Source organism: Burkholderia sp. R-40, assembly GCF_049942845.1.
GTDB lineage: Bacteria > Pseudomonadota > Gammaproteobacteria > Burkholderiales > Burkholderiaceae > Burkholderia > Burkholderia ambifaria.
The window spans coordinates 1,826,567-1,852,937 of the sequence record NZ_CP187968.1; the positions used below are offsets into that span (position 1 = coordinate 1,826,567).

Annotated in this window: 25 protein-coding genes; 7 read left to right on the forward strand and 18 right to left on the reverse strand. The window is 70.3% G+C overall.

Going from position 1 to position 26,371, the window contains the following annotated elements:
- Positions 1 to 135 precede the first annotated feature (135 nt).
- Positions 136 to 1,386 (forward strand): YbfB/YjiJ family MFS transporter, encoded by a 1,251-nt coding sequence (locus ACP26O_RS24615; protein WP_175666147.1) that lies wholly within the window; start codon positions 136 to 138, stop codon positions 1,384 to 1,386.
- 18 nt (positions 1,387 to 1,404) lie between these two features.
- Here ACP26O_RS24615 and hpaC read toward each other — a convergent pair whose 3' ends face one another.
- On the reverse strand, positions 1,405 to 1,950 hold the full coding sequence (gene hpaC / locus ACP26O_RS24620; protein WP_011660263.1) for a 4-hydroxyphenylacetate 3-monooxygenase, reductase component: 546 nt from the start codon (positions 1,948 to 1,950) through the stop codon (positions 1,405 to 1,407).
- A 333-nt stretch (positions 1,951 to 2,283) separates the two neighbouring features.
- On the opposite strand from hpaC, the gene ACP26O_RS24625 reads away from it, so the two are divergent.
- Entirely contained in the window at positions 2,284 to 2,916 is a 633-nt protein-coding gene (locus ACP26O_RS24625; protein WP_011660264.1) for a response regulator transcription factor, read from the forward strand.
- A 49-nt stretch (positions 2,917 to 2,965) separates the two neighbouring features.
- Here ACP26O_RS24625 and ACP26O_RS24630 read toward each other — a convergent pair whose 3' ends face one another.
- Genes ACP26O_RS24630 through ACP26O_RS24650 form a run of 5 tightly spaced genes read right to left on the reverse strand, consistent with a single transcriptional unit; the run spans position 2,966 to position 7,107 of the window.
- Complete coding sequence (locus tag ACP26O_RS24630; protein WP_175666148.1) at positions 2,966 to 3,709, reverse strand: SDR family NAD(P)-dependent oxidoreductase; 744 nt, start codon at positions 3,707 to 3,709, stop codon at positions 2,966 to 2,968.
- A 56-nt stretch (positions 3,710 to 3,765) separates the two neighbouring features.
- Positions 3,766 to 4,890 carry an amidase gene (locus ACP26O_RS24635; RefSeq protein WP_175666180.1) on the reverse strand — a complete coding sequence of 375 codons (1,125 nt, stop codon included), beginning with the start codon at positions 4,888 to 4,890 and terminating at the stop codon, positions 3,766 to 3,768.
- Positions 4,891 to 4,922: 32 nt separating this feature from the next.
- On the reverse strand, positions 4,923 to 5,474 hold the full coding sequence (locus ACP26O_RS24640) for a nuclear transport factor 2 family protein (protein WP_175666149.1): 552 nt from the start codon (positions 5,472 to 5,474) through the stop codon (positions 4,923 to 4,925).
- An 8-nt stretch (positions 5,475 to 5,482) separates the two neighbouring features.
- Positions 5,483 to 5,860, reverse strand: coding sequence for a hypothetical protein (locus tag ACP26O_RS24645; RefSeq protein WP_011660268.1), 378 nt, complete (start codon positions 5,858 to 5,860; stop codon positions 5,483 to 5,485).
- A gap of 53 nt (positions 5,861 to 5,913) precedes the next feature.
- The gene (locus tag ACP26O_RS24650; protein ID WP_175666150.1) at positions 5,914 to 7,107 is read right to left on the reverse strand and encodes an acyl-CoA dehydrogenase family protein; all 1,194 of its coding nucleotides are present in this window, start codon (positions 7,105 to 7,107) and stop codon (positions 5,914 to 5,916) included.
- 142 nt (positions 7,108 to 7,249) lie between these two features.
- Here ACP26O_RS24650 and ACP26O_RS24655 point away from each other — a divergent pair, with 142 nt between their 5' ends.
- Positions 7,250 to 8,803, forward strand: coding sequence for a sensor histidine kinase (locus ACP26O_RS24655; RefSeq protein WP_175666151.1), 1,554 nt, complete (start codon positions 7,250 to 7,252; stop codon positions 8,801 to 8,803).
- Positions 8,804 to 8,874: 71 nt separating this feature from the next.
- Here ACP26O_RS24655 and ACP26O_RS24660 read toward each other — a convergent pair whose 3' ends face one another.
- From ACP26O_RS24660 to ACP26O_RS24670, 3 genes are all read right to left on the reverse strand, one after another.
- Positions 8,875 to 9,261 carry a 2-hydroxymuconate tautomerase family protein gene (locus tag ACP26O_RS24660; protein WP_006752139.1) on the reverse strand — a complete coding sequence of 129 codons (387 nt, stop codon included), beginning with the start codon at positions 9,259 to 9,261 and terminating at the stop codon, positions 8,875 to 8,877.
- Positions 9,262 to 9,440: 179 nt separating this feature from the next.
- Entirely contained in the window at positions 9,441 to 9,944 is a 504-nt protein-coding gene (locus ACP26O_RS24665) for an aromatic-ring-hydroxylating dioxygenase subunit beta (protein ID WP_175662303.1), read from the reverse strand.
- Positions 9,941 to 11,224: an aromatic ring-hydroxylating oxygenase subunit alpha gene (locus ACP26O_RS24670; RefSeq protein WP_126226587.1), complete on the reverse strand. Its 1,284-nt coding sequence runs from the start codon at positions 11,222 to 11,224 to the stop codon at positions 9,941 to 9,943. The genes ACP26O_RS24665 and ACP26O_RS24670 overlap by 4 nt, the downstream gene beginning before the upstream one ends.
- A gap of 139 nt (positions 11,225 to 11,363) precedes the next feature.
- On the opposite strand from ACP26O_RS24670, the gene ACP26O_RS24675 reads away from it, so the two are divergent.
- Positions 11,364 to 12,284 carry a LysR family transcriptional regulator gene (locus ACP26O_RS24675; protein ID WP_165752519.1) on the forward strand — a complete coding sequence of 307 codons (921 nt, stop codon included), beginning with the start codon at positions 11,364 to 11,366 and terminating at the stop codon, positions 12,282 to 12,284.
- A gap of 171 nt (positions 12,285 to 12,455) precedes the next feature.
- Here ACP26O_RS24675 and ACP26O_RS24680 read toward each other — a convergent pair whose 3' ends face one another.
- Positions 12,456 to 13,436: a PDR/VanB family oxidoreductase gene (locus tag ACP26O_RS24680; RefSeq protein WP_175666152.1), complete on the reverse strand. Its 981-nt coding sequence runs from the start codon at positions 13,434 to 13,436 to the stop codon at positions 12,456 to 12,458.
- Positions 13,437 to 13,592: 156 nt separating this feature from the next.
- Complete coding sequence (locus ACP26O_RS24685; RefSeq protein WP_175666153.1) at positions 13,593 to 14,999, reverse strand: spinster family MFS transporter; 1,407 nt, start codon at positions 14,997 to 14,999, stop codon at positions 13,593 to 13,595.
- Positions 15,000 to 15,410: 411 nt separating this feature from the next.
- Here ACP26O_RS24685 and ACP26O_RS24690 point away from each other — a divergent pair, with 411 nt between their 5' ends.
- Positions 15,411 to 16,541, forward strand: coding sequence for a porin (locus ACP26O_RS24690; RefSeq protein ID WP_175666154.1), 1,131 nt, complete (start codon positions 15,411 to 15,413; stop codon positions 16,539 to 16,541).
- A 32-nt stretch (positions 16,542 to 16,573) separates the two neighbouring features.
- Here ACP26O_RS24690 and ACP26O_RS24695 read toward each other — a convergent pair whose 3' ends face one another.
- Both ACP26O_RS24695 and ACP26O_RS24700 read right to left on the reverse strand, forming a co-directional pair.
- The gene (locus ACP26O_RS24695; protein WP_175666155.1) at positions 16,574 to 17,611 is read right to left on the reverse strand and encodes a LysR family transcriptional regulator; all 1,038 of its coding nucleotides are present in this window, start codon (positions 17,609 to 17,611) and stop codon (positions 16,574 to 16,576) included.
- Entirely contained in the window at positions 17,608 to 18,582 is a 975-nt protein-coding gene (locus tag ACP26O_RS24700; RefSeq protein ID WP_175666156.1) for an AraC family transcriptional regulator, read from the reverse strand. Before ACP26O_RS24700 ends, ACP26O_RS24695 begins: the two co-directional genes overlap by 4 nt.
- 149 nt (positions 18,583 to 18,731) lie before the next feature.
- Here ACP26O_RS24700 and ACP26O_RS24705 point away from each other — a divergent pair, with 149 nt between their 5' ends.
- Entirely contained in the window at positions 18,732 to 19,838 is a 1,107-nt protein-coding gene (locus ACP26O_RS24705; protein WP_175662295.1) for an NAD/NADP-dependent octopine/nopaline dehydrogenase family protein, read from the forward strand.
- The gene (locus ACP26O_RS24710) at positions 19,835 to 20,845 is read left to right on the forward strand and encodes a 3-hydroxybutyryl-CoA dehydrogenase (RefSeq protein ID WP_175666157.1); all 1,011 of its coding nucleotides are present in this window, start codon (positions 19,835 to 19,837) and stop codon (positions 20,843 to 20,845) included. Before ACP26O_RS24705 ends, ACP26O_RS24710 begins: the two co-directional genes overlap by 4 nt.
- Positions 20,846 to 20,871: 26 nt before the next feature.
- Here ACP26O_RS24710 and ACP26O_RS24715 read toward each other — a convergent pair whose 3' ends face one another.
- The 5 genes from ACP26O_RS24715 to ACP26O_RS24735 all read right to left on the reverse strand — a co-directional run bounded on the left by ACP26O_RS24715 (position 20,872) and on the right by ACP26O_RS24735 (position 26,370).
- Complete coding sequence (locus tag ACP26O_RS24715; RefSeq protein ID WP_175666158.1) at positions 20,872 to 22,224, reverse strand: MFS transporter; 1,353 nt, start codon at positions 22,222 to 22,224, stop codon at positions 20,872 to 20,874.
- A 175-nt stretch (positions 22,225 to 22,399) separates the two neighbouring features.
- The gene (locus tag ACP26O_RS24720; protein WP_105829946.1) at positions 22,400 to 23,446 is read right to left on the reverse strand and encodes an ABC transporter substrate-binding protein; all 1,047 of its coding nucleotides are present in this window, start codon (positions 23,444 to 23,446) and stop codon (positions 22,400 to 22,402) included.
- Positions 23,443 to 24,591: an NAD(P)/FAD-dependent oxidoreductase gene (locus tag ACP26O_RS24725; protein ID WP_175666159.1), complete on the reverse strand. Its 1,149-nt coding sequence runs from the start codon at positions 24,589 to 24,591 to the stop codon at positions 23,443 to 23,445. Before ACP26O_RS24725 ends, ACP26O_RS24720 begins: the two co-directional genes overlap by 4 nt.
- The gene (locus tag ACP26O_RS24730; protein WP_175666160.1) at positions 24,584 to 26,029 is read right to left on the reverse strand and encodes an NAD(P)/FAD-dependent oxidoreductase; all 1,446 of its coding nucleotides are present in this window, start codon (positions 26,027 to 26,029) and stop codon (positions 24,584 to 24,586) included. Before ACP26O_RS24730 ends, ACP26O_RS24725 begins: the two co-directional genes overlap by 8 nt.
- Complete coding sequence (locus tag ACP26O_RS24735; RefSeq protein ID WP_175666161.1) at positions 26,026 to 26,370, reverse strand: (2Fe-2S)-binding protein; 345 nt, start codon at positions 26,368 to 26,370, stop codon at positions 26,026 to 26,028. The genes ACP26O_RS24730 and ACP26O_RS24735 overlap by 4 nt, the downstream gene beginning before the upstream one ends.
- Position 26,371 lies beyond the last annotated feature (1 nt).

Sequence of the window (26,371 nt, forward strand, 5' to 3'; positions counted from 1 at the left end):
GCCCGCCACAACACGGAATCCGCAGCGACGACATCACGGCCGGCGGCCCACGGCGGTCAAGCCGCGTCGGCGTTGCGGAACCCAGGCCCCGGGCATCGGCCCGGACCGGCCTCGAACTACGATGGAGACACCGCGATGCGCGCAGCACCGCAACCGGAGCACGCCGGCCGAGCACGGCCGAATGCGAGCGCCACCGAACCCGACCGCATCGCCGCATGGCGGCTCGCGATCTGCCTGTCGCTCGGCAGCGCGATCGCGCTCGGCCTCGCACGCTTCTCGTATGCACTGCTGTTGCCGCCGATGAAGGCCGATCTCGGCTGGACCTTCGCGCAGGCCGGCGCGCTGAACACCGCGAACGCGGCCGGCTACCTGATCGGCGCGCTCGTTTTCCCGTTCCTGTCGCGGCGCTGGCGCACGGGCACGCTGCTCACGGCCGGCTGCGCGCTGACCGCGCTGCTGATGGCCGCATGCGGGCTCACGTCCGACATGAACGCGCTGCTCGTCGAGCGGCTCGGGACGGGCGTTGGCAGCGCGCTGATCTTCATCAGCGGCGGCGTGCTGGCCGCGCGGCTCGCATCCGCGGCGCCGCGCGATGCGGGGCTCCTGCTCGGGCTCTATTACGGCGGCACGGGGTGGGGCGTCGTTGCGTCGTCGCTGCTCGTGCCGGCGACGCTCGTGCCTCGCGCGCATGGCTGGCAACCCGCGTGGTTCGCGCTCGCGTTCGGGTGCGTGCTGTTCTCCGCTGTAGCCGTGTCGGCGGCACGCCGCATCGAGCGCGCGCACGCGGCACCGGCCGTGCCGCGCGACGGCACCGCGCCGGCCGCCACCGCGCATCCCGCGCGCTTCGCACTCGCGCTCGCGGGCTACGCACTGTTCGGCGTCGGCTATATCGGCTACATGACGTTCATCGTCGCGCTGCTGCGCGGCGCGGGGATGAGCGGGACGGTCGTGTCCGCGTTCTACGTGACGCTCGGCGTCGCGACCGTCGTGTCGGCGCGGCTGTGGTCGGGGCTGCTCGACCGGATGCGCGGCGGCCAGGCGCTGGCCGTGCTCAACGCGCTGCTCGGCGTCGCGACGCTGATGCCGGCGCTGTTCGTGCATCCGGCGGCCGCGTTCGCGTCGGGCGTACTGTTCGGCGCGACGTTCCTGTCGGCGGTCGCGGCGACCACCGCGTTCGTGCGTCACAACCTGCCGCCCGAAGGCTGGGCGAAAGGCATCAGCGCGTTCACGACGATGTTCGCGTTCGGGCAGATCGCCGGCCCCGTCGCGATCGGCTGGGTGTCGGACAGCGCGGGACTCGCGCGCGGGCTCGTGTATTCGGCGCTTACGCTGTTCGCGGGTGCGGCGCTCGCGGCCGGGCAGCGCGCGCTACGGGCGTTCGCCTAGCCGGTCGTCAGCGGCAGGTCACCGCACGCAGGCCGTGCGCGCCACGCGATGAAACGCGCGGCTGAAGTAGATGAGGCTGTCGCCGTCGTGGCGCACGCGGATCGACGTCGCCTCGATGAACATCACCGAATGCGATCCGACTTCCTTCATCTCGGCGATCGTCCCCTGCAGGCTCGCGAGCGCGTCGCGCAGCACGGGCACGTCCTGCTCGCCGCGATCCCACACCGGCAATTCGAAGCGGCGCTCCATCGGCAGCTCGGTGAGCCCCGCGAAATGCCGGGCGAGCAGTTCGTGCTCGGCCGGCAGCACGTTGATGCACACGTGCCGATTGCGCTCGAAGATCGCGTGCATCGCGCTCGACCGGTTCAGGCACACGAGCAGCGTCGGCGGCGCATCGGTGACGGAACAGACGGCGCTCGCCGTGATCCCGCAACGGCCGTGCGGCCCCGCGGTGGTGATCACGTTGACGGCCGCGCCGAGGTGGGCCATCGCTTGCCGGAAGGCCTTTTGCGCGTCGGTCGGTTCGGCGCGCGCCGGTTGCGGGGTGTCGGTCGTGGCGGACATGGGCGCTCCTGATTGGATGAGTGCGGCGATCGTGCATGGTATCGATGCGGCATCGGATCGTCGACGATGATCCAAGCGTACGTCACGAAAAAGCCGGCGAACATTCGCACGATTGATGCCGAAGCTGGCGTTCCCGCCAACGCGTCTAAAGGTTCTACCTAGATGCGCGGCGCGGCGCGCGAAAAAAACTGCGATCGGGCGTTCACGCGGCACGTGAAGGGGTATTCAGCGCATTTTCGGCTCGTTATGATGTGCCGCACACCCCTGACGAACGACGCTTGCCTGATATGCGGCGCGTGCGATACCGATACCGATATTTTGCGAGACACCCCGATGACGTCACCCGCCCCGATCGTATACATCGTCGACGACGACAGCGGCATGCGGACGTCGCTCGCCTGGTTGCTCGAATCGGTCGGCATCGCGTCCGAAGGATTCGCGAATGCCGCCGACTTTCTCGCGCGCTTCGACGTGAACCTGCCCGCGTGCCTGGTGCTCGACGTGCGGATGCCGGAGAAAAGCGGGTTCGACGTGCAGGCGGAGCTGAATGCGCGCGGCGCGACGCTGCCGGTGATCTTCGTCAGCGGGCACGGCGACATTCCGATGTCGGTGCGCGCGCTGCAGAACGGCGCGATCGACTTCGTCGAGAAGCCGTACAACTCGCAGCAGATGCTCGAGCGCGTGCAACGCGCGCTGCGGCTCGCGCAACAACGGCACGCGGTCGACCGGCATCACCGCGAGCTGCGCCAGCGGCTCGATGCACTGACCGCGCGCGAGAAGGAAGTCCTGCGCGGCGTCGTCGACGGCAAGGGCAGCAAGCAGATCGCGTCGGACCTGTCGATCAGCGTGAAGACCGTCGACGTGCATCGCGCGAGCATCAAGGAGAAGCTCGGCGCGACGTCGATCGCCGCGCTCGTGCGCGACGTGATGGTCGTGTGGGGCGGCGACAACGAAACGCCGCGCTAGATGCTGGCTAGCTGCGCGAATGCGCGCCGAAGCGCGCCACGTTCAACGCTCAGCGCATGTACAACCCGCCGTTGATGTCCCAGCATGCGCCGTTCGCGAAATGCGCATCGCCCGACGCGAGCAGCACCGCCGCATCCGCGACGAAACCGGCCGAGCCGAGCTTGCCGCCCGGCAGGCTCGCGAGCACCTGCCGCAGCTTTTCCGGCGCGACGCTCTCGTACACGATCGGCAAGTCGAGCGGACCCGGCGAGATCGCGTTGACGGTCACGCCCTGCGCGGCGAGATCGCGCGCGAATACCTTGGTCAGCGTTAGCGTGCCGCCCTTCGCGGCCGCGTAGTGCGCGCCCGTCGCCGAGCCGCCGTTCTGTCCGGCGAGCGACGCGATGTTGACGATGCGGCCCGCGCCGCGCGTCGCGAAGTACTGGCCGAATACCTGGCAACCGAACAGCACGCTGCGCAGGTTCACGTCGATCACCTGATCGAACTGCTCGGCCGTGATCTCCATCGCGGGCACGACCTTCGACGCGCCGGCATTGTTGACGAGCACGTCGATCGTGCCCCAGCGCGCGACGAGCGCATCGCGCGCGGCTTCGAAGTCGCGCTTCAACGTGACGTCGAGCGGCAGCGCGATCGCGCGTTCGCCGCTCGGGTCGAGTTCGCGCGCATGCGCTTGAATGGCGTCGGCGGCGATGTCGGCCAGCGCGACGCGATAGCCGGCCGCGTGAAAGCGTTCGGCGATGACGGCGCCGAGCCCGCGCGCGGCGCCGGTGACGAGGACGACTCGATCTGACATGGTGCGTGATTCCCTGGTTCGCGGGCGCATGGCCGAAGCGGCGCCCGCATCGTGGTTCAGGCGGCGAGCGCCGCCTCGAAGTGCGCGGCGACGGCGCACACGTGTTCGTCCGCGCCCTTGCGTCCGACGATCTGCAAGCCGGCCTTCAACTGCGTTCCCGCGAGCGGCAGCGGCAGGCTGAGCGCCGGGTGGCCGCTCAAATTGAACGGCCGGATCAGCGACGACATCGCAATCACCGACACGCCGTCGCGTGCCTGCTGAAGCGTGATCGGCAACGCGGGCAGCGTCGGCAGCACCAGCACGTCCGCATGCTCGAGCGCGGCATCGACCTGCGCGGTGAAGCGTGCGCGCACGGCTTCGGCTTCGTCGAGCGCGGCCGGTGTCGTCGTCGCGGCCGTGCGCAGCCGCGCATCGAGATCGGCGCCGAGCTTGCCGGTGGCGACGAGATGACCGAATGCGCGCGACGTTTCCGCGTTGATGACAGCGAGCCCGGCCGCGAACGCGGCCGGCAGCTCGTCGAGCACGGCTTCGCGTACGCGCAGGCCGGACGCGCGCAGCGCCGTGTCGAGCGCGGCGACGATGGCCGCGTCGGCATCGACGATCACGTGCGCGATCGTGCAGCCTGCAACGGGCGCTGCCGCGCGCGTGCGGTCGAAGCCCGGTGCGATGGCGGTCATCACGGCCGCGAGCGTGTCGACGTCGCGCGCGAACGGTCCGACGCAATCGAGCGTGGTGTCGGCGGGCGCGACGCCGCGCCGCGACACGCGGCCGAACGTCGGCTTGAGCCCGGCCACGCCGCAGCAGGCGGCCGGCCCGCGAATCGAGCCGCCGGTGTCGGTGCCGAGCGCGGCGTCGACGACGCCGAGCCCGACGAGCGACGCCGAGCCGCTCGACGAGCCGCCCGGAATGCGCGTCGGATCCTGCGGATTGACCGGCGTGCCGGTGTAGTCGTTGATGCCGGTCATGCCGAACGCGAGCTCGTGCATGTTCGCCTTGCCGGCGATCTGCCAGCCGGCGTCGAGCAGCAGGCGGACCACGTCCGCGTGCCGCGCGGCGGGCGGCGCGTCGGCGAGCGCGCGGCTGGCCGCGCGGGTCGGATGGCCGGCGATGTCGATCGTGTCCTTGATCGCGATCGTCGGGCCCGGGCCGCCCAGCGTGAAGGTGTCGATGAAGCCTGTCATGGTGCGATGGCGTGCGAGCGCAGTGAAGAGGTTCAAGGCCGCGACGCGGCGGCGAGCGGCCACGGGCCGTCGAGCACGCGCTCGGTGCGGAAATGGCGGATCAGCCACGCGGTGCCGCCCTCGGCCGGCGCGAAATCGACGGTCAGCCGCGCGGCGATCAGCTCGGCCGTGCCGTCCACATGGCGCGACGCCTGCAGCATGATCCAGCGGCCGCGCGCGGTCGCGAGATCGGCGCCGACGTCGATCGACTCCGACGTCAGGAAGTGCAGGTTCGCCGCGAAATGCGGCTCGGGCGGCAGATAGCGGCGCAGCATCGCGACGATCGCGTCCGTGCCTTCGAGGCGGCCGAACTTGCGCGCGTACTGCGGGCCGATGCCTTCCCACACCGCATCGGCCGTGAACAGCGCGGCGAGCGCCGGGCCGTCGCCGGCATCCTCGGGCACGTCGCACAGCGCCATGTAGCGCGTGATCGTCGCGCGCACCGCGCGTTCGGCGTCGAGCGTCGCCACGCGCCGTTCAAGGGCTTCGAGCACTTCAAGCACTTCGCGTGCATCGATCGAGCGGGCCGAATCGGATCCGGTCATCGCGCGCCTCACGACGCGGGGCGCGCGGCCGGCGGCACGGTCAGCGCGCGGCCGACCCGCGCCTCGATCTTGCCGTAACGCCACAGGTTGTATTCGCCGACGGGCGTCGTGCGATACAGGTTGCAGACCGCGACCGTCGTGTCGAAGTCGGCGACGTCGGCCATGATGTAGAAGGTCCACGGCGCGCCGTCGGCCTGGCCGACGACGAGGCGGTCGTCATCCATCACGCCTAGCACGCGTACGCCGGGCATCGCCTCGACGGCGGCGAGCATCGCGCCGTACGCTTGCCACACTTCGCCGATCTTCTCGCGCGGCAGGTCGAAGAAGTTTTGCGACACGCCGCAGCAGAACAGCACGCGCAGCGGCAGCGGATTCGAATCGGACATGACAGGTTCTCCTGAAGAATGCGTTGAGCGGCGTCGCGGCGAAGCGACGCGAATTACAGATAGCCGGGAAACGGCGTGACGCCGGTGAACACCGCGCCCGCGCCGTCGAAGTTGCCTTCGCCGAGAAACGCGTGCTGCGTGACGACCATCGCGTCGCGCAGCAGGCGCTGCAGCGGATGCGTGCGATAGATCGCGGCCGTGCCGCCGAGGCGATACGCGCGCTCGACGACGCTCGCGCCTTCGCGGGCGATGTGCGTGGCGGCGAGCCTCAGCAGGCTGACCTGCTCGGGCGTCACGGGGTTCCCCGCGAGGATCGATTGCCAGACCGAGTCGGTCGCGTCGTAGAAGAACGCGCGTGCCGAGCGCAACTGCGCCTCGGCCTTCGCGAGCTCGATGCGGAAATACGCGCGATCGGCGAGGCGCGGCGCGCCGGTGGTCGTCTGGCGGCCGCCCGACATCCGGTTCGCGACGTCGAGCGCCGCGCGGGCCAGCCCGAGGTTGACCACGGCGAGCACCTGCGCCGCATACGCGACGGTCGGATAGCGGTACAGCGGCTCGTCGACGGTCGCCTCGCCGCCGCGCACGAAGGTCCACGCTTCGGGCACGAAGCGATCGTCGACGCGCAGGTCGTGGCTGCCGGTGCCCTGCATGCCGACCACGCTCCAGTTCTCGACGATCTCGACGTCGGCGGCACGGAACACGGCCGTGCGCGGCTTGTTCGGCGCGGCGTCCTGCGCGCCGGGCACCGCGATGCCGACGCCGAGCCAGTCGGCGCCCTTGCAGCCGCTCGCGAACTTCCACGTGCCGTTCACTCGCCAGCCGCCGGGGGCCGTCTGCGCCGGCTGCACCGGGAACAGCCCGCCCGCGAACACCTGGTCGGGGCCGCTCGCGTACAGCTCGGCCTGCGTGGCGAGCGGCAGCGCGGCGAGATAGACGTTGGCCGAGCCGAAGCTCGCGACCCACGCGGCCGACCCGTCGGCGGTCGCGATCCGCTCGATCATGTCGAGGAACGCGCCCGGCGCGAGCGCGTCGCCGCCGAAGCGGCGCGGCGTGCCCGCGCGATAGATGCCGGCTTCCTTGAACAGCGCGATCACGTCGCGCGGCACGTGCGACAGGCGGTCGAATTCGTCGCGGCGCGCGGCGACGGTCTCGATCACGGCGTCGAGCGGCGACACCCGCGCGGCCGCTTCACGGACCGCGTGCGGCGAGGGGGGCGCGGCGTCGATGGCGAGGGCGGCGTTGGGCATGGCGGTCTCCTGGGGATGGGGTTCGGTTGCGGGGGCAAGACGATGCATGGGGCCTAGTCTAGAAACGTCGAAAACCCGCAGCAATTGGTGCGTAGCGCCGCGTGACTGGTGTCGCTCCGTGCCGGACTAAAGAAATCTTCAGATGCGGGCCGCGCACGCCGGTGCTATGTTGGACATCCGGCCGCGCGACGCCGCGCGCCTTCATCCGAATCCGATCATGAGTTTTCCCGACGAAGACGACTTCCACCGGCTGCTCGACGCATTGACCACCTGCGTGCTGCTGCACGACGCGCAGACCCGGGCGATCGTGTGGGCGAACCGCGCCGCGTGCATCGCGCTCGGTTTTTCCGTCGAGGAGCTGCTGCCGCTGAAGGCGCAGGACATGACGCGTCCCGAACCGAAATACCGCCGCGAGATCGCCGTGAGCGCGTGGGATCGCGCGCTCGTCGACGGCCCGCAGGTGTACGAGTGGTGCTACCGATCGCGCACGGGCGTCGACATGCTGTCGGAGGCGACCGCCACCTACGTGCCGCTGCGCGGGCGCGACGTCGTGATGGTGCAGTTCCGCGACATCAGCGCGGAAGAGGCGGTGCGCCAGCAACTGCGCCGCTACGAGGCGCGGCTGCGCGAGTTCATGCAGGATCTCGACGAAGGGATCGCGGTCGTCACGCCACAGGGCCGCGTGCAGTTCATCAGCGAGTCGGGCCGGCGCGTGCTCGGGCTCGCGCCGGACGAAGCGCTCGGCGAGGTGCTCGACTACTGCAGCGCGGCCGACCGCGACCGGCTCGTCGCGCAGTTGCGCGATGCGCCGTCGGCGTGCCCGTCCGAGCCGCAGCGTTACCGGATCGTGCGGCGCGACGGTTCCACATGTTGGCTGCGCATCCTGTGCCGGCAGGTCGAGATCGAAGGCGATCTCGACGGGCTGCTCGTGCAGTTTCGCGACGTGAGCGACGAAGTCGCGATCGAGGACGCACGGCGTGCGGAAGCGCGCATGCTCGAATACGCGGGCCGCTACAACGCGATGGGCGAGATGGCAAGCGTGATCGCGCACGAGCTGAGCCAGCCGCTCGCGGCCGTGCGCAACTTCATCGAGGGCGCGGTGCGGCGGCTGAATGCGCGCGGCGCCGTCGACGATGCGATCTGGGGGCTGCGCAGCGCGGACCGGCAGGCCGAGCATGCGGCGCTCATCATCAAGAGCGTGCGCGAGTTCATCGTGAAGCGCGAGCCGGCTGTCGCGCTCGCCGACCTGCGCGAGATCCTCGCCGATGTTGCGTATTTCATCGAGCTGCGTGCGAAGGAAGCGGGCGTGACGGTCGCGATCGTGCAGGCCGATGCGCCGCTGCCGATCCGCTGCGAGCGGGTGCTGATCGGGCAGGTGGTGCTCAACCTCGCGTTCAACGCGATCGAGGCGTTCGCCGGCTGTGAGCGCACGCCGCGCACGCTGACGCTCGGCACCGCGAACGTCGACGGGCACGCGGAACTGCGCGCGATCGACAACGGCCCCGGTGTCGCCGAAGGGGCGCACGACCGGCTGTTCGACGGCTTCTCGTCGTCGAAGGCCGGCGGCAACGGGATCGGGCTGTCGCTGTGCAAGAGCATCGTCACGCGCCACGGCGGCCGCATCGGCGCGAGTCCGGCCGAAGGTGGCGGCCTCGACTGCCGCGTGACGCTGCCGCTCGCCGACGCGCAGGCGTAGCCGGCACGTTGCTTCACGTGCTCTACGTGATTCATGTGCGTCACGGCGGGGCTGCGACGCGCGGCACACGATCAGCGCCCCAGCGCCCGCGCGGTCTGGCCGCCGATCCCGAAGTCGGTGTTCGGGATGTCCTTGATGATCACGCGCGTCGCCTGCAACGGCGCATCGAGCACGTTCGCGCCGGCATCCGACAGCGCAGCGATCAGCGCGCGTTTCTGTTCGTCGGTGCGCCCGGCGATCAGGATCGCGACGATTACCGGCAGCGACGGCGGCGCGCCGTCCGCGGCCGTGCGCCCGCCGAGGCCGATATGGGTCGCGGGCAATTCGGTGAGCAGCACGCGCACCGATTCGATCGGCGCGCCGATCGCGTCGACGGTCGCGCCGGACAGCCGCGCAATCAGCTCGGCCTTGCGTGCGTCGTCGTGGCCGGCCGGCAGGAAAACTTCGAGTGTGGGCATGGTCGTCCGGAAAGGTGAAGGTGACCGGTTCACCGTTGCGCTGGCGGCGGGGAACGGGTGGCCGTTTGCAGGTGAAGGTGACCGGCTCACCGTTGCGCTGGCGATGGCGAACCGGTGGCCGTTTGCAGGTGAAGGCGACTGGCTCACCGTCGCGCAGGCGGCGGCGAACCGGCCGCGCGTTACAGCAGGAAGCCGATCGCGCTGAGCGCTTCGGTCGAGTCGATCAGGCGCACGACCTTCTCGGCGATACGCATCTCGCCTTCGGCGTCGACGTGCAGCTTGTGCGTGACGTCGGCCGCGAACAGCGTCGCGACGCCGCGCTTGTACGCGACGACGACCTGTGCGGATTTCAGCTCGACGATGCCGGCGCTGCTGCTTTCCAGCGTGAAGCGCGACACGGTGCGCACCGTGCGCGCCGCGTCGCTTGCCGACGCCGAGTAACCGGACAGCATCCGCTGCACGCGCTTCTCGCGCATGTCCTGGTCGTCGAACACGTAGTTCAGCGTCGCCGCGAAATCCGTGGCGTCGGGATCGATCGGCACCACGTAGTGGCCGGCCGGATCCCACAGGTCGAGCCACGCGCGATAGTCGCGGCGGTCGAGCAACTCGGCTTCGCGCCACACGAATTCGACCGCGCGGGCGAAGGTCTGCTGCGAGAAAAGGGCGTTGCGGTCGTCCATCATGCTTGCTCCATCAACTTGCGCCATTGCTGGTAGGCCTCGCGCATGCCGGTCTCGTCGGTCGCATGCGCGGTCTTTTCGCCGTTCGCGGCGGTCGTCTCGCGGTTCAGCCCGCGGTTCACGAGGATCGGCACGTCGGGGCCCGCATGCGCGCCGCGCTGCACGCGCTCCCACGCTTCCGCGTCGTCGGGGCTGCCGAAGCCGAACGGGCCCTGAAAGTGCTCGTGGATGCGCAGCCGCTCGCGGTTCGCTTCGTCGGGGCCGCCGTCCATCGCGAGCGCGACGTGGCGGATCTCGGTTTCGTTCGCGGAGATCGGCCGCAGCACGCGGAAGAACGCCATCGACAACGCGAGGTTCGGAAACAGGTTCAGGTTGAAGCCGACGCCCAGCAGCGAGCGCACGATGCGGCGCACTTCGTCCGGCGCGTGGCGCTCGGCGAGTGTTGCCGCGAGCGGCGCGAAGCGCTCGGGCAGCGGCGCGCCGTCGTCTTCGTCGAGATCGATCAGCTCGGGCATCAGCACCGCGAGGCTGTGGCCGTTGCCGAGCGCGCGACAGAACGCGTGCTCGCTCGTCATGAAGCTCGTGATCGCGGCGGCTGTTTCATCGTCGATCGACTTCATCCACGACTTGTGCACGACCGGGAAGTGATAGAGGTCCGTCGTGTTCTCGAGCTGGATCTTCCAGTTGCCCTTGAACTTGAACTTGTGCTCGCCGTTCGCCTTGATCGGGTAGCCGGCGCCCTGCTTCATGAACAGGTCGATCCACGGCTTTGCGCCGCCGAGGAAATCCTCGAGCGGTTCGATGTCGTCGTTGAAGCTCGCGAAGATCAGCCCTTGATACACGCCGACGCGCAGCTTCACGAGCGGCAGGTCGCCTTTCTCGCACACGCCTTCGTAGCCGTCGCCGTACGGCAGCGCGCGCAGCGTGCCGTCGAGCGCGTACGACCAGCTGTGATACGGGCACGTGAAGCCCTTCGCATTGCCCTTGTGCGATTCGCACACGGTCGCGCCGCGGTGGCGGCAGCGGTTCTGCAGCACGTTGATCTCGCCGGTCTTGTCGCGCACGACGATCACCGGCTGGCGGCCGATCGTCGTCGTGATGAAGTCGCCCGGGTTCGGCAATTCGCTGTCGTGCGCGACCCAGATCCAGGTGCGGTAGAAGATGCGGTCGAGCTCGGCTTCGAACAGCGCGGGGTCGTGATACATCGCGGGCGCGATGCGGTCGGGCTGCGCGAAGCCGTGCAACGCGCGGGTGTCGATCGTCTGGTAGGGAATGTCGCTCATCGTCGTCGTGGGGAAAGAGTCGCGAAGTCGGGCCGCGCTGTGCGCAGCGTCGGGAGACCAGTCTCGGCTTCTGCTACATATCCGTCAAATTGATCTAAAATTGCTGATCAAATAAATACGGCAAATGATGGAGGTCACGATGACATCGGTCGATCATCTCGATCTGAACCTGTTGCGGGTGTTCCAGGCGATCGTCGAGGAGCGCAGCCTGACCAAGGCCGGCGAGCGGCTCGCGCTGTCGCAGCCGGCCGTCAGCTATTCGCTCGGGCGGCTGCGCACGCTGTTCGACGATCCGCTGTTCGTGCGCACGCGCGCGGGGATGCAGCCCACGCCGGTCGCGCTCGAACTCGCGGGGATCGTCGGCAAGGCGCTCGACATGGTGCGCGTCGCGCTGCGCTATGCGGAGCGTTTCGATCCGGCGTCGAGCACGCGCACGTTCCGGCTGTCGCTGTCGGACGCGGGCGAGATGGCGTACCTGCCGGCGATCTGCCAGGCGCTGCGCGAGCGCGCGCCGCGCGTGACGCTGAGCGTGCAGCCGCTGCCGGTGGAGGAGATCGAGGAGGCGCTGCGCGCGAGCCGGCTGGACTTCGCGATCGGCAACCTGCCGGAGCTGATGCCGCGCACGCGCCACCAGGTGCTGTTCGAGGAAACCTACGTGTGCATGACGGGCCGCCGGCGCGGGTTGCCGGCCGGCGCGGCGCTGAGCCTCGAGCAGTTCGTGCGCGCCGCGCACGTCAACGTGAAATCGGTCGAGCACAGCCACCACGCGCTCGACGACGCATTGCGCGCGCAGGGCGTGGGCCGCAACATCGCGCTCGAAGTGCCGCACTTCGTTGCGCTGCCGAGCGTGCTGTCGGTCACCGATCTCTATGCGACGCTGCCGAGGCGGCTCGCGCAGATCCTGAACCGCGGCAACGCGTTCCGGCTGTACGACCTGCCGGTGACGTTGCCGCCCGCGCCGGTCACGATGCACTGGCACGAGCACTTTCACGAGGACGAGGGCATCGCGTGGATGCGCGCGCTGCTCGCCGAGATCGTCGAGCATTTCGACGAAGCGTGAGCGCGGGGGCGGGCCGTCGCGATGCAGCCGCGCACCAGCGCATCCGAGATCGACGCGCGGGCCGTCGCGATGCACTCGCGCATCGTCGCGTCAGTGCATCGGCGCATCCGAGATCGAGCGCGGGCCGACGCGAGCGCACCCGCGCATCGTCGCCGTCAGCTCATCAGCGAATCAGAGATCGAGGACCAGCACCGCCGAGCGCGCACGCGACACGCAGCAGCAGATCACCGTGTTGCTCGCGCGCTCGGCCTTGCTGAGGCAGTGGTCGCGATGATCGGGCTCGCCGTCGAGCACCGGCACCATGCAGGTGCCGCACACGCCTTCGCCGCATGACGTGTCAACCTCGATGCCGATGCGCGCGAGCGCGTCGACGATCGACGTGTCGGGCGCGACGCGCACCGATTGCCCGCTGCGCTGCAGCCGCACTTCGAAGCCTTCGGCCGGCGCGGCATCCGTGGCGGCATCGGCCGCGGCCGGTTCCGCCGCGAAGCGTTCGAGATGAATCGCGTCCTCGGGAATCCTCATTGACGCCGCCGCGACGACCGCATCCATGAACGGGCCGGGGCCGCACGTGTACACATGCGCATGCGCATCGATCGCTTCGACGCAGTGGCCGAGCTCGGCCGCCAGCGCGTCGGGCTCGATGCCGTAGTGGAATGTCACGTGCGCGGCGAACGGGGCGGCCGACAGTTCGTCGACGAAGGCCGCGTGTTCCCGGCTGCGCGCGAAGTAGTGCAACCGGTAGCGCGCGCCGCGCTGCTCGAGTGCATACGCCATCGACAGCAGCGGCGTGATGCCGATCCCGGCCGCGATCAGCACATGTTCGCTTGCGTCGTCCGTCAGACGAAACAGGTTGCGCGGCGCGCCGATCGACAGCTCGGCGCCGACGCACACGTCGTCGTGCAGCGAGCGCGAGCCGCCGCGCGAGCGCGCTTCCTTCTTCACCGCGAACAGATAGCTGCTGCGCTCGTCGGGGCGGCCGCACAGCGAATACTGCCGCGTGACGCCGGACGGCGCGGTGACGTCGATATGGGCGCCCGGCTCGTACGCGTCGAACGGCTGGCCGTCGACGCGCGAGACCCGGAAACAGCGGATGTCCTGCGCCGCGTCGATCAGCGCATCGATCCGGACCTGGTGGCGGTTCGCTTGCATGGGTATTCCGTGGGGTAGGGAAGAAACCGGCGCGGCAGATACCGCGCCGTCATGCAGCCGAGAATAGGGACGGGCATCGCATAAATCAAATCGATAAAAAAGCGATGCCGGAATCAGTGGGATGGATAATTGAACCGCGGCCCGATCGTCGCGCGCTCAGCGTGCGGCGACCGCGTTGCCGCCGTCGACGGCCGCATTGGCGGCGTTGACCGACGCAGCCGCATGGCCGCGCTCGCGCTCGAGACTGCGACGGTACTGCCGGCATCCGGCCGCGAGCAGGAGCGCGGCGAGCGTGGCGGCGACGACGTTGACGATCGACATCGAATGCCCAACTGCCGCCGGCGCGCCGAACACGCGATCGGTAAACAGCGCGACGACGGTGGTGCCGATGCCGAGCGCGATCAGGTTCGACACGAGCAGGAACAGCGCGGAGATCTGCGCGCGCATCTGGTTCGGCGCGAGCGTCTGCATCGCGGCGGTCGAGGTCGGCATCGGGAACGACGCGAAGAACATCGCGACGACGAGCATCGCGAGCGACGCCGGCAGGCTGTCGAGCTGCGTGAACAGCGTCGCGGGAATCACCATGCACGCGGCGCCGATCGCGCCCGCACGCATCGGCGCATCACTGCGTCCGCGGCGCAGCAGCCAGTCGTTGAGCCAGCCGCCGCAGAACACGCCGGCCGTGTTCGCCACCAGCAGCACGATGCCGAGCGTGTAGCCGGCTTCGACGGCCGTCATCCCGAAGTGGCGCATATAGAACGCGGGCGTCCAGCTCAGCAGGCAGTACAGCGTCATCGCGTAGAACGAGAAGCCGAGGTAGTGGCACGTGAAGGTCGCGCGATGCGTGCCGACGAAGCGCAGCGAATCGCGCATCGACACGCGCCGCACGGCGCCCGAGCGATCCTGCGCGAGCCCCTTGCGCTGCGGGTCGCGCACGGTCGCGGCGAACAGCAGCGCGACGAGAATCCCCGGCAGCCCGACGATCAGGAACGTGACCTGCCACGCGTGCACCTGCCCGACGAGCGGTAGCGTGAACGCGCTCGCGTGCTTGAGCAGCGCGATCACGTAGCCGCCGATCAGGAACGCGACGCCGCCGCCGATGAACGAGCCGAGCGAATACACGGCGATCGCGCGGCCGAGCTTCTCCTTCGGGAAGTAGTCGGCGAGCATCGAATACGCGCCGGGCGACAGCGCGGCCTCGCCGACGCCGACCCCCATCCGCGCGACGAACATCTGCACGAACTGCTGGCTGAGCCCGCACGCGGCGGTCGCGACGCTCCACAGCGCGATGCCGAGCGCGATGATGCGCGGGCGCGCGTAGCGGTCGGCGAGATACGCGACGGGCAGCCCCATCACCGCGTAGAACAGCGAGAACGCGAAGCCGTTGAGCAGGCTGAACTGCGTGTCGGTCAGGTGCAGGTCGCGCTTGATCGGTTCGATCATCAGGACGAGCACCTGACGGTCGACGAACGAAAAGACGTACGCGAGCATGCAGATGACGACGACATACCATTCGTACGAATAGCGCTTGCCGTCGGCAGCGCGGGCCGTGGGTGCGGACATGCGGATTCTCCAGGAGCGGGCGGTGGAAAGGCGCGGCGCCGGCCTCGCGGGCCGGGCGCCGTCGCGGCGCGAAAGCGTGCGGGTGACACGTGTCGGAGACGCAGCGTAGTCGGCCAAATTCGGCCGCCATAGCCGGAGTGACAGCCGCGCCACACGGACCTTTACCGACCCGGATAAAGAAAACACCGAGGCCGTGCGTGCGGGGCGGCGCGCAGCGCGCGTGCGACGGGGCCCGCGCGCATCATGCGGCGCATCTATAAGCGTTATAGAGCGGATTGCGTCGACGTCCGAAATTGTCGTTCCTAGACTCGGCCCGGTTTTGATCGGCAGCGTTCGCACGAGATCGCGAACGCGTTTCACATCGAGCGGCGCGACGCCGACCGGCGCCGGAATGACTACGGGACGACGAAGATGAACCATCCGAACGGGCGGGCCGACCGGCTTGCCGTACCGCGTGCCACGCTGGTTGCCGCGCTGCTGGCGTGCGCATCGCTGCCGGCGCTCGCACAATCGAGCGTGACGCTCTACGGCCGCATCGACACCGCGATCGAATACACGAACGCCGGGCCGAACCACGTGACGCGCATGGGCAGCGGCAACCTGTGGGCGTCGCAGTGGGGGTTGAAGGGCGTCGAGGATCTGGGCGGCGGCTACGCGGCGATCTTCAAGCTCGAGGACGGCTTCAACGCCGCGAGCGGCGCGCTGTCGAACAGCAGCGCGCTGTTCGGCCGCGAGGCGTGGGTCGGCATTACCGGGCCGTTCGGCGGCGTGCAGTTCGGCGAGCTCTACACGATCCTGCACACCACGCTCGTCACGTACAGCCTGCCCGGTCTCGGCGCGGGCCTCGCGTGGGGCAACGCGACGAACAACTTCGTCGGGCCCGCGTTCCTGCGCGTGCGCAACTCGATGCGCTACACGTCGCCGCGCTACGCCGGCTTCCTGCTCCGCGCGATGGCCGCGCGCGGCACCAACGGCGCGGCCGGCCAGCCGGCGACGCTCGGCGATACGTACGGCGCGGGCCTCAACTACGCGCGCGGCGGGTTGTCGGTCGACGTCGACTACATGCAGCAGAAGTTCAGCCCGGTCGCCGCATCCGCGCTCGGCACAACGAGTACGACCGCGAACGGCAACTACACGCTCGGCGCGATCTCGTATGACTTCAGCGTCGTGAAGATCGCCGCGCTGTACATGCGCCATCGCGGCGGCCCCGACGTCGCGGCCGCGATCGACAGCCAGAGTGCGTATCCGCACAGCGACACGATGGAGCTCAGCGCGACGGTGCCGATCGGACGCGCGTCGCTGCTGCTGAGCATCGGCCACTACCGGAAGGTCGCGGACAGCGACGGCAACGCCGATTCGTACGGCATCCGCTTCGACTATCCGCTGTCGAAGCGCACGGTGCTGTACACGGGCGCGGCGATGGTGCGCAACGGCGCGCATGCGCGCTTCGTCGTGAACGGCGCGGCGGGCGGCGGCGTCGCGGTCGCGAAACCCGGCGCGACCGCCAGCTCGATCGTCGCGGGCATCCTCACGTCGTTCTGAGCGTCGAGCGTTGCCGCTGGCCGCCTGCGCCGCTACGCGCAGGCGGGCGGGTGCGGCGCGAGCCATGCGTCGAACGGCGGCTGCCGGCCGATATCGAACAACTCGAGCAGCAGCGCACGCAGCCAGCGATGGCCCGGGTCCGCGTCGAAGCGCCGGTGCCAGTACGCGTTGACGGCCCATTCGCCGGCCCCGGCGATCTCGTACAGCGTGCACGGCTGACGCGCGGCGAACGTGATCGCGACCGTCTCCGGCAGGATCAGCGCGTAATCGCCGTGTTCGAGCAGCGCCGGCACCACCATGAAGTCGGGCAGCGCCGCCCGCACGCGCGGCATCAGTCCGTGCCGTTCGAGCAATTGCATCGACTGCGGATGCGATGTCACCGCGACGAAGCGCAGCGTGTCCGGCGCGTCGCCGTTGAGCACGAAATCGTCGGGCAGTGCGACGCGCCGCGCGGTGCGGCGCGGCATCAGCAACACGCAGCGCTCGTGCAGGAGCGCCGCGCGCTGGAAATGGCTCGACGCGTCCGCGAAATGCCCGAGCGCGAAATCGATGCGGCCCGATTCGAGTGCGACGTTGAGCTGGCATTCGTCGACGTGCAGCGTCTCGATCACCGCGCCCGGTGCGCGCCGGTCGAATGCCGCGAGCAGCGTCGGCAGGAAGGCGCTCGCCGCGAAATCGCTCATGTGCAGCCGGAACACGCGCTGCGTGCTGTCCGGCGTGAACCGCGAGCCTTCGTCGAGCACGTCCTGCAGGATCGCGAGCGCCTTGTCGACCGATATCGCGAGCCGCTGCGCGCGCGGCGTCGGCTCGACGCCGGTGCCGGTGCGCACGAACAGCGCGTCGCGGAACATCAGCCGCAAGCGGCCGAGCGCGTAGCTGACCGACGGCTGCGTGACGCCGAGCCGCAGCGCCGCGCGGCCGACGTGCCGCTCTTCGTACACCGCGCGAAACGTCTTCAGCAAGTTGAGATCGAGATCCTGCACGCGCAGGCCGTCGGGCGAATCGCCGTCGTGCGGTGAAGGTTCGGCGCGGGACGGGGCCGGCGGCCGGCTGGTGGCGGAGTGCGTCATGGTGCTTGCCTCGCGGTGACGGAAGGCGCGTGGCCGTAACGCCGCGCGTAGGCCTTCGCGAAATGGCCGAAGCCATGAATGCCGTGCGCGATCAGCACGTCGGTCACGCTGCGCGCGTCGCCGCGTTGCAGCGCGGCGTGTACCGCGGCCAGCCGGCGCTCGCGCACGTAGGCGGCCGGCGTGGTGTTCAGGAACGCGCGGAACGCATGCTGCAGCGTGCGCGGTGCGACGCCTGCGACGGCCGCCAGCGCGGCGAGCGCGAGCGGCTCGCCGAGATGCGCGTCGACGTGATCGCATGCGCGGCGCACGTGCGCCGGCAGCGGCGGCGTGCCGCGCGCGAGCGCAGCGCTGTACGAATGCGGCAGGTGCGTGAGGAGCAGCGACATCAGCCACGCAGTGAGATCGGCGCCGAACGTCGTCACCGACGCGCCGATGCCCGGCTGCGCGCCGAGACGGCACAGATACTCGAACGTCGGCGGCACGAGCGCGGCGCCCGCGCCGTTTCCGCCCGCGGCGAGGTCGAAGTGCAGCGGCCGCGTGAGCGTCGCGTGCAGCATGTCCTGCAGCTTGCGTTCGAGTGCCCCGCGCTCCAGCCGCAGCACCAGGTTGCGGCAATCCGGGCTCGTGCGCAGGCGGCTCGCGAGCGCGGGCGACGACACGGTCAGCTCGCCCGGGCCCGCACGCGCGATCCGCTGGCCGGCCCGCAGCTCGCACGCGCCCGATAGCGTCAGCCGGAACAGGAAGTGATCGGCATCGTCGCCGAAATCGATGCGCGTTTCGCGGCCGTAGCAGAGCTCGAGCAGCGCGCCGTGATGCAGCGGCACCTCGTACAGCTCCGCATGAAACGGATCGCGGCCGTGCGCGGCCATCCGGTGCGGCCCGAGCCGGTGCGCGACCGCGCGTTCGACTTCGTCGGGCGCATGCAGCGTGCCGAGCCGGTTCGGCGCATGTCGGGAGAGGGCGATGTCCATGCGGTGGCCTCGTGTCGGATGCGTGGGCGCGGCGTGATGCGCATCGCCGCGAATGCGTTGCGCGAACGGGCGTGCCGTTGCGCGTTTTGAAGCGACGCGATGCGCGCCGCCGCGTAGTCTCGGCAACACTCACTCACCGGGAGAAAACGATGAAGGTATGTGTACTGGGCGGCGGCCACGGCTGCCATGCGGCCGCGATCGACCTGTTCGAGAAGGGCCACGACGTGACGTGGTGGCGGCGCGACCGCGAACCGCATGCGCGGCTGCGCGAACTTGGCGCGCTGCACGTGACCGACTATCGCGGCGAGCGCGCGGTGCCGCTCGGCGATACACCCGGCGCGATCCGGCTGACCGACGATCTCGCGGCCGCGCTGCGCGGCGCGCGGCTCGTCGTGGTGCCGCTGCCGGCGCTGTCGCACGACGCGCTGGCCGCGCAGGTCGCGCCGCTGCTCGAGGATGGCCAGGTCGTGTTCCTGCCGCCTGGCACGTTCGGCAGCTTCGTGTTCGCGCGCGCGGCGGCCGATGCCGGCAACCGTGCGCGCGTCGCGTACGCCGAGACGGGCACGTTGCCGTACCTGGTGCGCAAGCACGGCGACAACGCGGTCGTGATCAGCGCATACGCGACGCGCCTGCCGACCGGCGTGTTTCCCGCGAACGCGGCCGGCTGGGCGTTCGACGTGCTGCGCGCCGGTTATCCGTCGGTCGAGCCGGTCGAGGACGCGCTGTCCGGCGCGCTGATGAACGCGGGCCCGGTGATCCATCCGCCGCTGATCCTGATGAACGCCGGGCCGCTCGAACACTTCGACGCGTGGGACATCCACAACGAGGGCACGCAACCGTCGATCCGCCGCGTGACGAACGCGCTCGACGCCGAACGCATCGCCGTGCGCGAGGCGCTCGGCTACCGCGCGCCGCATTTCCCGCTCGCGGACCACTACGCGACCGACGGCGACGAATGGATGTACGGGCGCGGCGCGCACGGCAAGCTGACCGACAGCGGCGACTGGCGCGAGAAGATCGATTTGCGCACGCATCGCTACATGCTCGAGGACACCCGGCTCGGGCTGTCCTTCATCGTGTCGTGCGGACGCTGGGCCAACGTGCCGACGCCCGTTGCGCAGGGGCTGCTGAGCGTCGCGTCGGCCGTCACTGGCCGCGACCTGTATGCGCAAGGGCGCACGCTGGACGGTTTGGGTCTCGCCGCGCTGTCGCGCGACGCGATGCGCGCGCTGCTCGATGCGGGGTACGCCGCATGATGGCCGCCCTCGACGTGACGCGCGTGCACGTGCTCGGCGCGGGACGCATGGGGCAGGGGATCGCGCTCGTGTTCGCATTCGCGGGCCTCGACGTGACGCTGATCGATTTCAAGCCGCGCGACGCGCAAGGATGGCGCGCATTCGAGGATCGCACGCGCGGCGAGATCCTGCGGCCGCTGCATGCGCAGGTCGCGCTCGGCCGCATCGATCGCGCGCAGGCCGAGGCCGTCGTCGCGCGCATCGCGCTGGTCGCGCGCGACGGCGCGGCGCACGCGGTGCGCGACGCCGGCATCGTGTTCGAAGCGCTGCCGGAAGTGCTCGACGCGAAGGCCGACGCGCTGCGCTGGCTCGGCGAGCATGTCGATGCGCGTGCAACGATCGCATCGACGACGTCGACGTTCGTCGTCACCACGTTGCAGCGCCATGTCGCGCACCCGGAGCGGATGCTGAACGCGCACTGGCTGAACCCGGCGCTGCTGATGCCGCTCGTCGAGATCAGCCGCAGCGACGCGACGGATCAGTCGGTTGTCGATGCGCTGGCCGCGCTGCTCGAGCGCGTCGGCAAGAAGCCGGTGATCTGCGGGCCGGCGCCCGGCTACATCGTGCCGCGCATCCAGGCGCTCGCGATGAACGAGGCCGCGCGGATGGTGGAGGAGGGCGTCGCGAGCGCCGAGGACATCGACACGGCGATCCGCACCGGCTTCGGCCCGCGCTTCGCGGTGCTCGGGCTGCTCGAGTTCATCGACTGGGGCGGCTGCGACATCCTGTACTACGCGTCGACGTACCTCGCCGGCGAGATCGGTCCGCGCTTCGCGCCGGCCGCGAGCGTCGTGCGCAACATGGAGGCCGGGCGCGACGGCGTGCGGACGGGCGCCGGGTTCCACGACTATGCGCAAGTCGATGTGCCGGCTTACATGCAGCAACGGCTCGGCGAGTTCGCGCGGCTGCTCGATCACCTCGGGCTCGCGCCCGGGTTCGACGCCGCACGGCGCGATTCCGGGGCCTGAGCGTCGCGCGGCGCGCGGCCGCGCGGTCATGCCGCGTCGCCGCGCGTACCGGCATCGGGCATACCGGCTGCGGGCATACCGCGCGTCTCGCGCATCATGCACAGCGTCGCGACGGTCACGAGGCCGAGCGCAATGAGGAACAGCGACACGGGCCACGACGCGTGATAGCGCGCGAGCAGCGCGGTCGCGATCAGCGGCGACATCCCGCCGGCGAAGATCGACGCGACTTCATGGCCGAGCGCGACGCCCGAGTAGCGCACCTCGGTGCTGAACAGCTCGCCGACCAGCGCGGGCAGCGTGCCAATCATCGCGCCGTGGCTCACCGCCGTGCCGATCGTCAGCGCGAGCCACACGAGCGGCGTCGCACGCGTGTCGAGCAGCCAGAAGAACGGAAATGCGCACGCGACGAGGCTCAGCGCGCCGATCAGGTACACGGGCTTGCGGCCGATCCGGTCGGACAGGCGGCCCCACGCGAGCATCGCGCCCATTTCGACGATCATCGCGATCATCACGCCGGTCAGCATCACGCCGTTCGGGATGCCGACGTATTTGCCGTAGACGAGCGAGAACGCGAGGAAGATATACGCGCCGCCGTTTTCGGCGACGCGCAGCCCCATCGCGAGCAGGATTTCCTTCGGATGACGACGGATGCACTCGACGATCGGCAAGTGCGTGTGCGCGCCGCGCTTGGCGGCCTGCTCGTAGTCGCGGCTTTCCGGCAGGTGGCGGCGGATATAGATGCCGATCGCGAAGATCGCGATGCTCGCGAGGAAGGGTAGCCGCCAGCCCCAGGTGCGGAACGCGTCGTCCGGCAGCGCCTGCGCGGCGAGGAACGCGGCCGACGACAGCACGAAGCCGCCGCCCACGCCGAGCTGGCTCCATGCCGCGTAGTAGCCGCGCTGCTCGGGCGGTGCGTTTTCGCTGATCATCAGCACGCCGCCGCCCCATTCGCCGCCGGACGCGACGCCCTGCAGCAGCCGCAGCACGACGAGCGCCGCGGGCGCCCACACGCCGACCTGCGCGTAGGTCGGCAGCAGGCCGATCGCGAACGTCGACGCGCCCATGATCAGCAGCGTCCACACGAGCGACGCCTTGCGCCCGTAGCGGTCGCCGATATGGCCGAACACGATCCCGCCGAGCGGCCGCGCGACGAAGCCGAGCGCGAACGCCGCGAACGCGGCGAGGCTGCCCGCGAGCGGCGACGCGCCGGGCGGAAAGAACACGTGGCCGAACACGAGCGCGGCGGCCGTGCCGTAGACGAAGAAGTCATACCATTCCATCGCGTTGCCGGCGACGGAGGCGATGACGATCCGGCGCAGTTGCCGGTCGGCGAGCGGCCGGGCGGCGCTCGGGGATTGCACGGTGTCGGTCGGGTACATGGCGGACTCTGAAGGGGGACGAACGCGTGCCGTCTCTGGAGAGCGCATGCGGCACTGCGGGCTAGTGTTGTCGGCACCGCCGCCCCGGTCAAATCCACAAAAAAAGGGGAGTGTCATCACTCCCGCTGATGATGGTCGCTCCGCGCGCGGCCGTGCCCGCGCGCGCCGTCGCCCGTTACCGCTCGATCTGCCGGTTCCAGCGCGTATCCCACTGCGCGCGGCGCGCGTTGATTGCCGCCCAGTCGACCACCGTCACCTTGCGCACGAGATCGTCGACGTTGCCGAGGCTTTGCTGCATCGCGGCCGGCATCTTCGCGAGGCGGTTGGTCGGGATCTGCTTGCCGGCCTCGGCCGCCTTCGTCTGCGCGGGCGCGGACAGCAGGAACTGCGCGAGCTTCTGCGCGAGCTGCGGATCCGGATTGTTCGCGACGACGCACAGGTCGACGAGCAGCAGCACCGGGCCTTCCTTCGGGTTCGCATATGCGACCGGAATGCCCTTGTCCTGCAGGTCGCCGACACCGGTCGGCGTCAGCGGGAAGAGGCCGGCCTCGCCGGTCTGCACCATCTCGGAGATCTTCGCCGAGTTCGGGATGTACTCGACGACGTTCGGCCCGACCGTGCTCGCCCACTTGCTGAAGCCGGGCTCGACGTTCTGTTCGCTGCCGCCGAGCAACCGGTTGATCGCGAGGAAGCCGTGCAGCCCGAACGTGCTGCTCGACGCCGACTGGAACACGACCTTGCCCTTGTATTTCGGATCGGCGAAATCCATCCACGACGTCGGCGGCGCCCAGCCCTTCTCCGTGAACAGTTTCTTGTTGTACGCGATGCCGGTCATCCCGAGCTGCACGCCCGCGCCGACGTCGTCCTTCATCCGCGCGAACGGATACAGCTCCTTGAGCACCGGCGAATCGTCGAGCTTCTGGCACACGCCGAGGCTGACCGCGCGCGCCATCACGCCGTCGTCGAGGAACGCGACGTGGATCTGCGGCTTGTTGCGGTTCGCGAGCAGCTTCGCGAGCACGTCCGACGACGTGCCGGGCACGACGACGACCTTCACGTTGTTCGCCTTCTCGAACTCGGGCAGCACCTGGCTCGTATAGGCCTTTTCCATCGGCCCGCCGTTCATGCCGACGTAGATCGTCTTCGTTTGCGCGAACGCGGGCGCGGCGGCGCCGGCGACGCAGAGGGCGGCGGCGGCCGCGATCGTTCCGAACAGTTTCACTTGTGGGTCTCCTCTTGACGGAAAGGGGCGATCGGCGTGTGCGGCGCGAAGCGGCCGATCGAGAATGCTTCGAGTGGCGTGGCGGTTTCACCGGTCGTGACGAGGTCGGCGAGCACCTCGCCGACGCCCGGCGCGAGCAGGAAGCCGCCGCCGGAAAAGCCGAACGCATGCAACAGGTTCGGCGTCGTGCGGCTCGCGCCGATGATCGGGTTGTGGTCGGGCGTGCAGCCTTCGACGCCGCTCCACGTGCGGATCAGCAGCGCATCGCGCAGCGCGGGCAACAGCGCGCACGCATCGCGCATCACCGCGCGCGTCGTGTCGACCGACGGCTGACCGAATTCGCCGTCGCCGCGGCCGCGCCCGCCGCCAATCACGCAGTTGCCGCGCGCGACCTGCCGCGCATACACCCCGCCGCCGTACACGCCGAGGTTGTGCGTGATGAACGGCGGCAGCGGCTCGGTCACCCACATGTTCGGGTAGATCGGCTCCATCGGCACGGCTTCGCCGAAGCGTTCGGCGATGGTGTTCGCCCAGGCGCCGGCCGAATTGATCAGCCACGTCGCCGTGCACGCGCGGCCGCCCGCCTGAACGTGAAAGCGCATGCCGTCGTGCCAGGCGTCGTCGACCGCTGCGTGCTCGAACACGTCGGCGCCTGCCGCGCGGGCCGCCCGCGCGAAGGCGGGCGACACGACGCGCGGATTCGCGTGCCCGTCCGTCGCGCACAGCGAGCCGCCGAGCGCCGCGCGGCCGAGCCACGGGTAGCGGCGGCGGAACGCGTCGCCGCGCATCACCTGCAGCGGCAGGCCGTGCTCGCCGGCGACCGTTGCATACGCATCGAGCGCATCGAGGTCGGCGTCGCTGCGCGCGAGCCGCAAGTGGCCCGACACGACGAATTCGCCGTCGATGCCGATCAGCTCGGGCAGGCAGTCCCAGATGCGCCGTGCGCGCAGCGCGAGCGGCAGTTGCTCGGCCGGGCGTCCCTGGCAGCGCACGCCGCCGTAGTTCACGCCGCTCGCCTGCGCGCCGCAGTCGCGGCGCTCGAACAGCGCGACGCGCAGCCCGCGCCGCGCCAGCGCCAGCGCGGCCGACGCACCGACGAGGCCGCCGCCGACGATCGCGACGTCGTAGTGACGAAGTTCACTCATCGCGCGCCTCGTCGGGAATCGCCGCGACGTCGTCGCCCGCGAGCGCGGCCGAGATCGGGAACGGCTTCACAGGTGGTTGCGCGCGCAACCGGCCGACGTCCGCGAGCGGGCGGCCGGTTTCGGCGGCCAGCACGAGAGCGGTTGCGTCACCGCACATGCGGCCCTGGCAGCGGCCCATCCCGGCGCGCGTCAGCGCCTTCAGCCGGTTCAGCTCGGTGGCCGCGCCGTCGCGGATGCAGCGCCGCAGCGTGCCCGCGTCGATCTCCTCGCAGCGGCACACGATCGTGTCGTCCGGGCAGCGGGCGGCGAGCTCGGGCGGCGGCGCGAACGCCGCCTCGAGGCCCGCGCGGAATGCGGCGAGCCGGGCGAGCGTGCGTTCGAGCGCGGCCGCATCGGGCTTGCCGGCCAGCGACGATGATGACGATGGCGTCGCGATGCCCGCGTCGTCGAGCAGCGCGAGCGCCGCGCGTCGCCCGGACGCCTCGGCCGCGTCGGCCCCTGCGATGCCGGCGCCGTCGCCCGCGACGTAGAGGCCGCGCACCGACGTGCGGCCGGCCGCGTCGCGTTCCGGCAGCCATGCGTGGTTGAGCGGATCGAAACGGAACCGGCAGCCGGCGAGATCGGCAAGCTGCGTTTCCGAACGCAGCCCGAAGCCGAGGCCGAGCGCATCGCACTCGATCCGGCGCGGCGGTGCATCGTTACCGGCCGCGCGCCACGCGAGGCCGGTGACGTGCCGCTCGCCGAGTATGCGTTCGAGCGTGACGCCCGTTTCGATCGCGACGCCGTGCGCGCGCAGCCAGCCGATGTAATAGAGCCCCTTCGCGAAGGTCGCCGGCATGCGCAGCAGCGCCGGTGCCGCGGCGGCCTGCCGGCGCAGCGGGCTCGTGTCGAGCACCGCCGCGACCTGCGCGCCGGCCTTCGCGTACTGGTAAGCGACGAGATACAGCAACGGCCCCGTGCCCGCGAACACGATGCGGCTGCCGATCGCGCAGCCTTGCGACTTGAGTGCGACCTGCGCGCCGCCGAGCGTATAGACGCCGGCAAGCGTCCAGCCCGGCACCGGCAGCATGCGGTCGGTCGCGCCGCTCGCGATGATCAGGTGCGAGAACGGCACGGTCGTTTCGCGGCCGTCCTGCAGCGTGTCGACGCGGCCCGCGCCGCACGCCCAGGCGAGCGTGTTTGGCCGGTAGTCGACCTGCGGCAGCAGCGCGGCCATCGTCCGGTGCACGGCGTCCGCCTTCGCGGCCTCGAAGCCGTACAGCGCGCGCTTGCCGCGGGCGAACGCGCCGTCGACCGGCGGCTGCCGGTAGATCTGTCCGCCCCAGCGCGCGTTCTCGTCGATCACGACGGGGCGCAGCCCCGCGTCGACCAGCGCCTCGGCCGCGCGCACGCCGGCCGGCCCCGCGCCGACGATCACCGGTCGCAGTGCGTCGCTCACGATGCGTCTCCGTTGAGGGCGTGCTGCGCGCCGGTGACGATCCGCATGCCTTCGGCGATCGGCGTCGAGCATGCGCGCACGCGTGCGCCGGCCTCGGTGCGCACCCAGCAGTCCTGGCACGCGCCGATCAGGCAGAAGCCCGCGCGCGGCGTGCCGCTGAATTCGCTCACGCGCACGCGGCGCTGCGCGACGAGGATCGCGGTGAGCACGGTGTCGCCGGCAAGCGCGTGCGCGGGGCGGCCGTCGAGCGTGAACGCGATGGCGGCGCGCTCGCGTTCGGCGACGCGCACGAATTGCGGGCCGTCGTCGGCGATGTCGGTGGAACGGGAAACGGAAGTCATC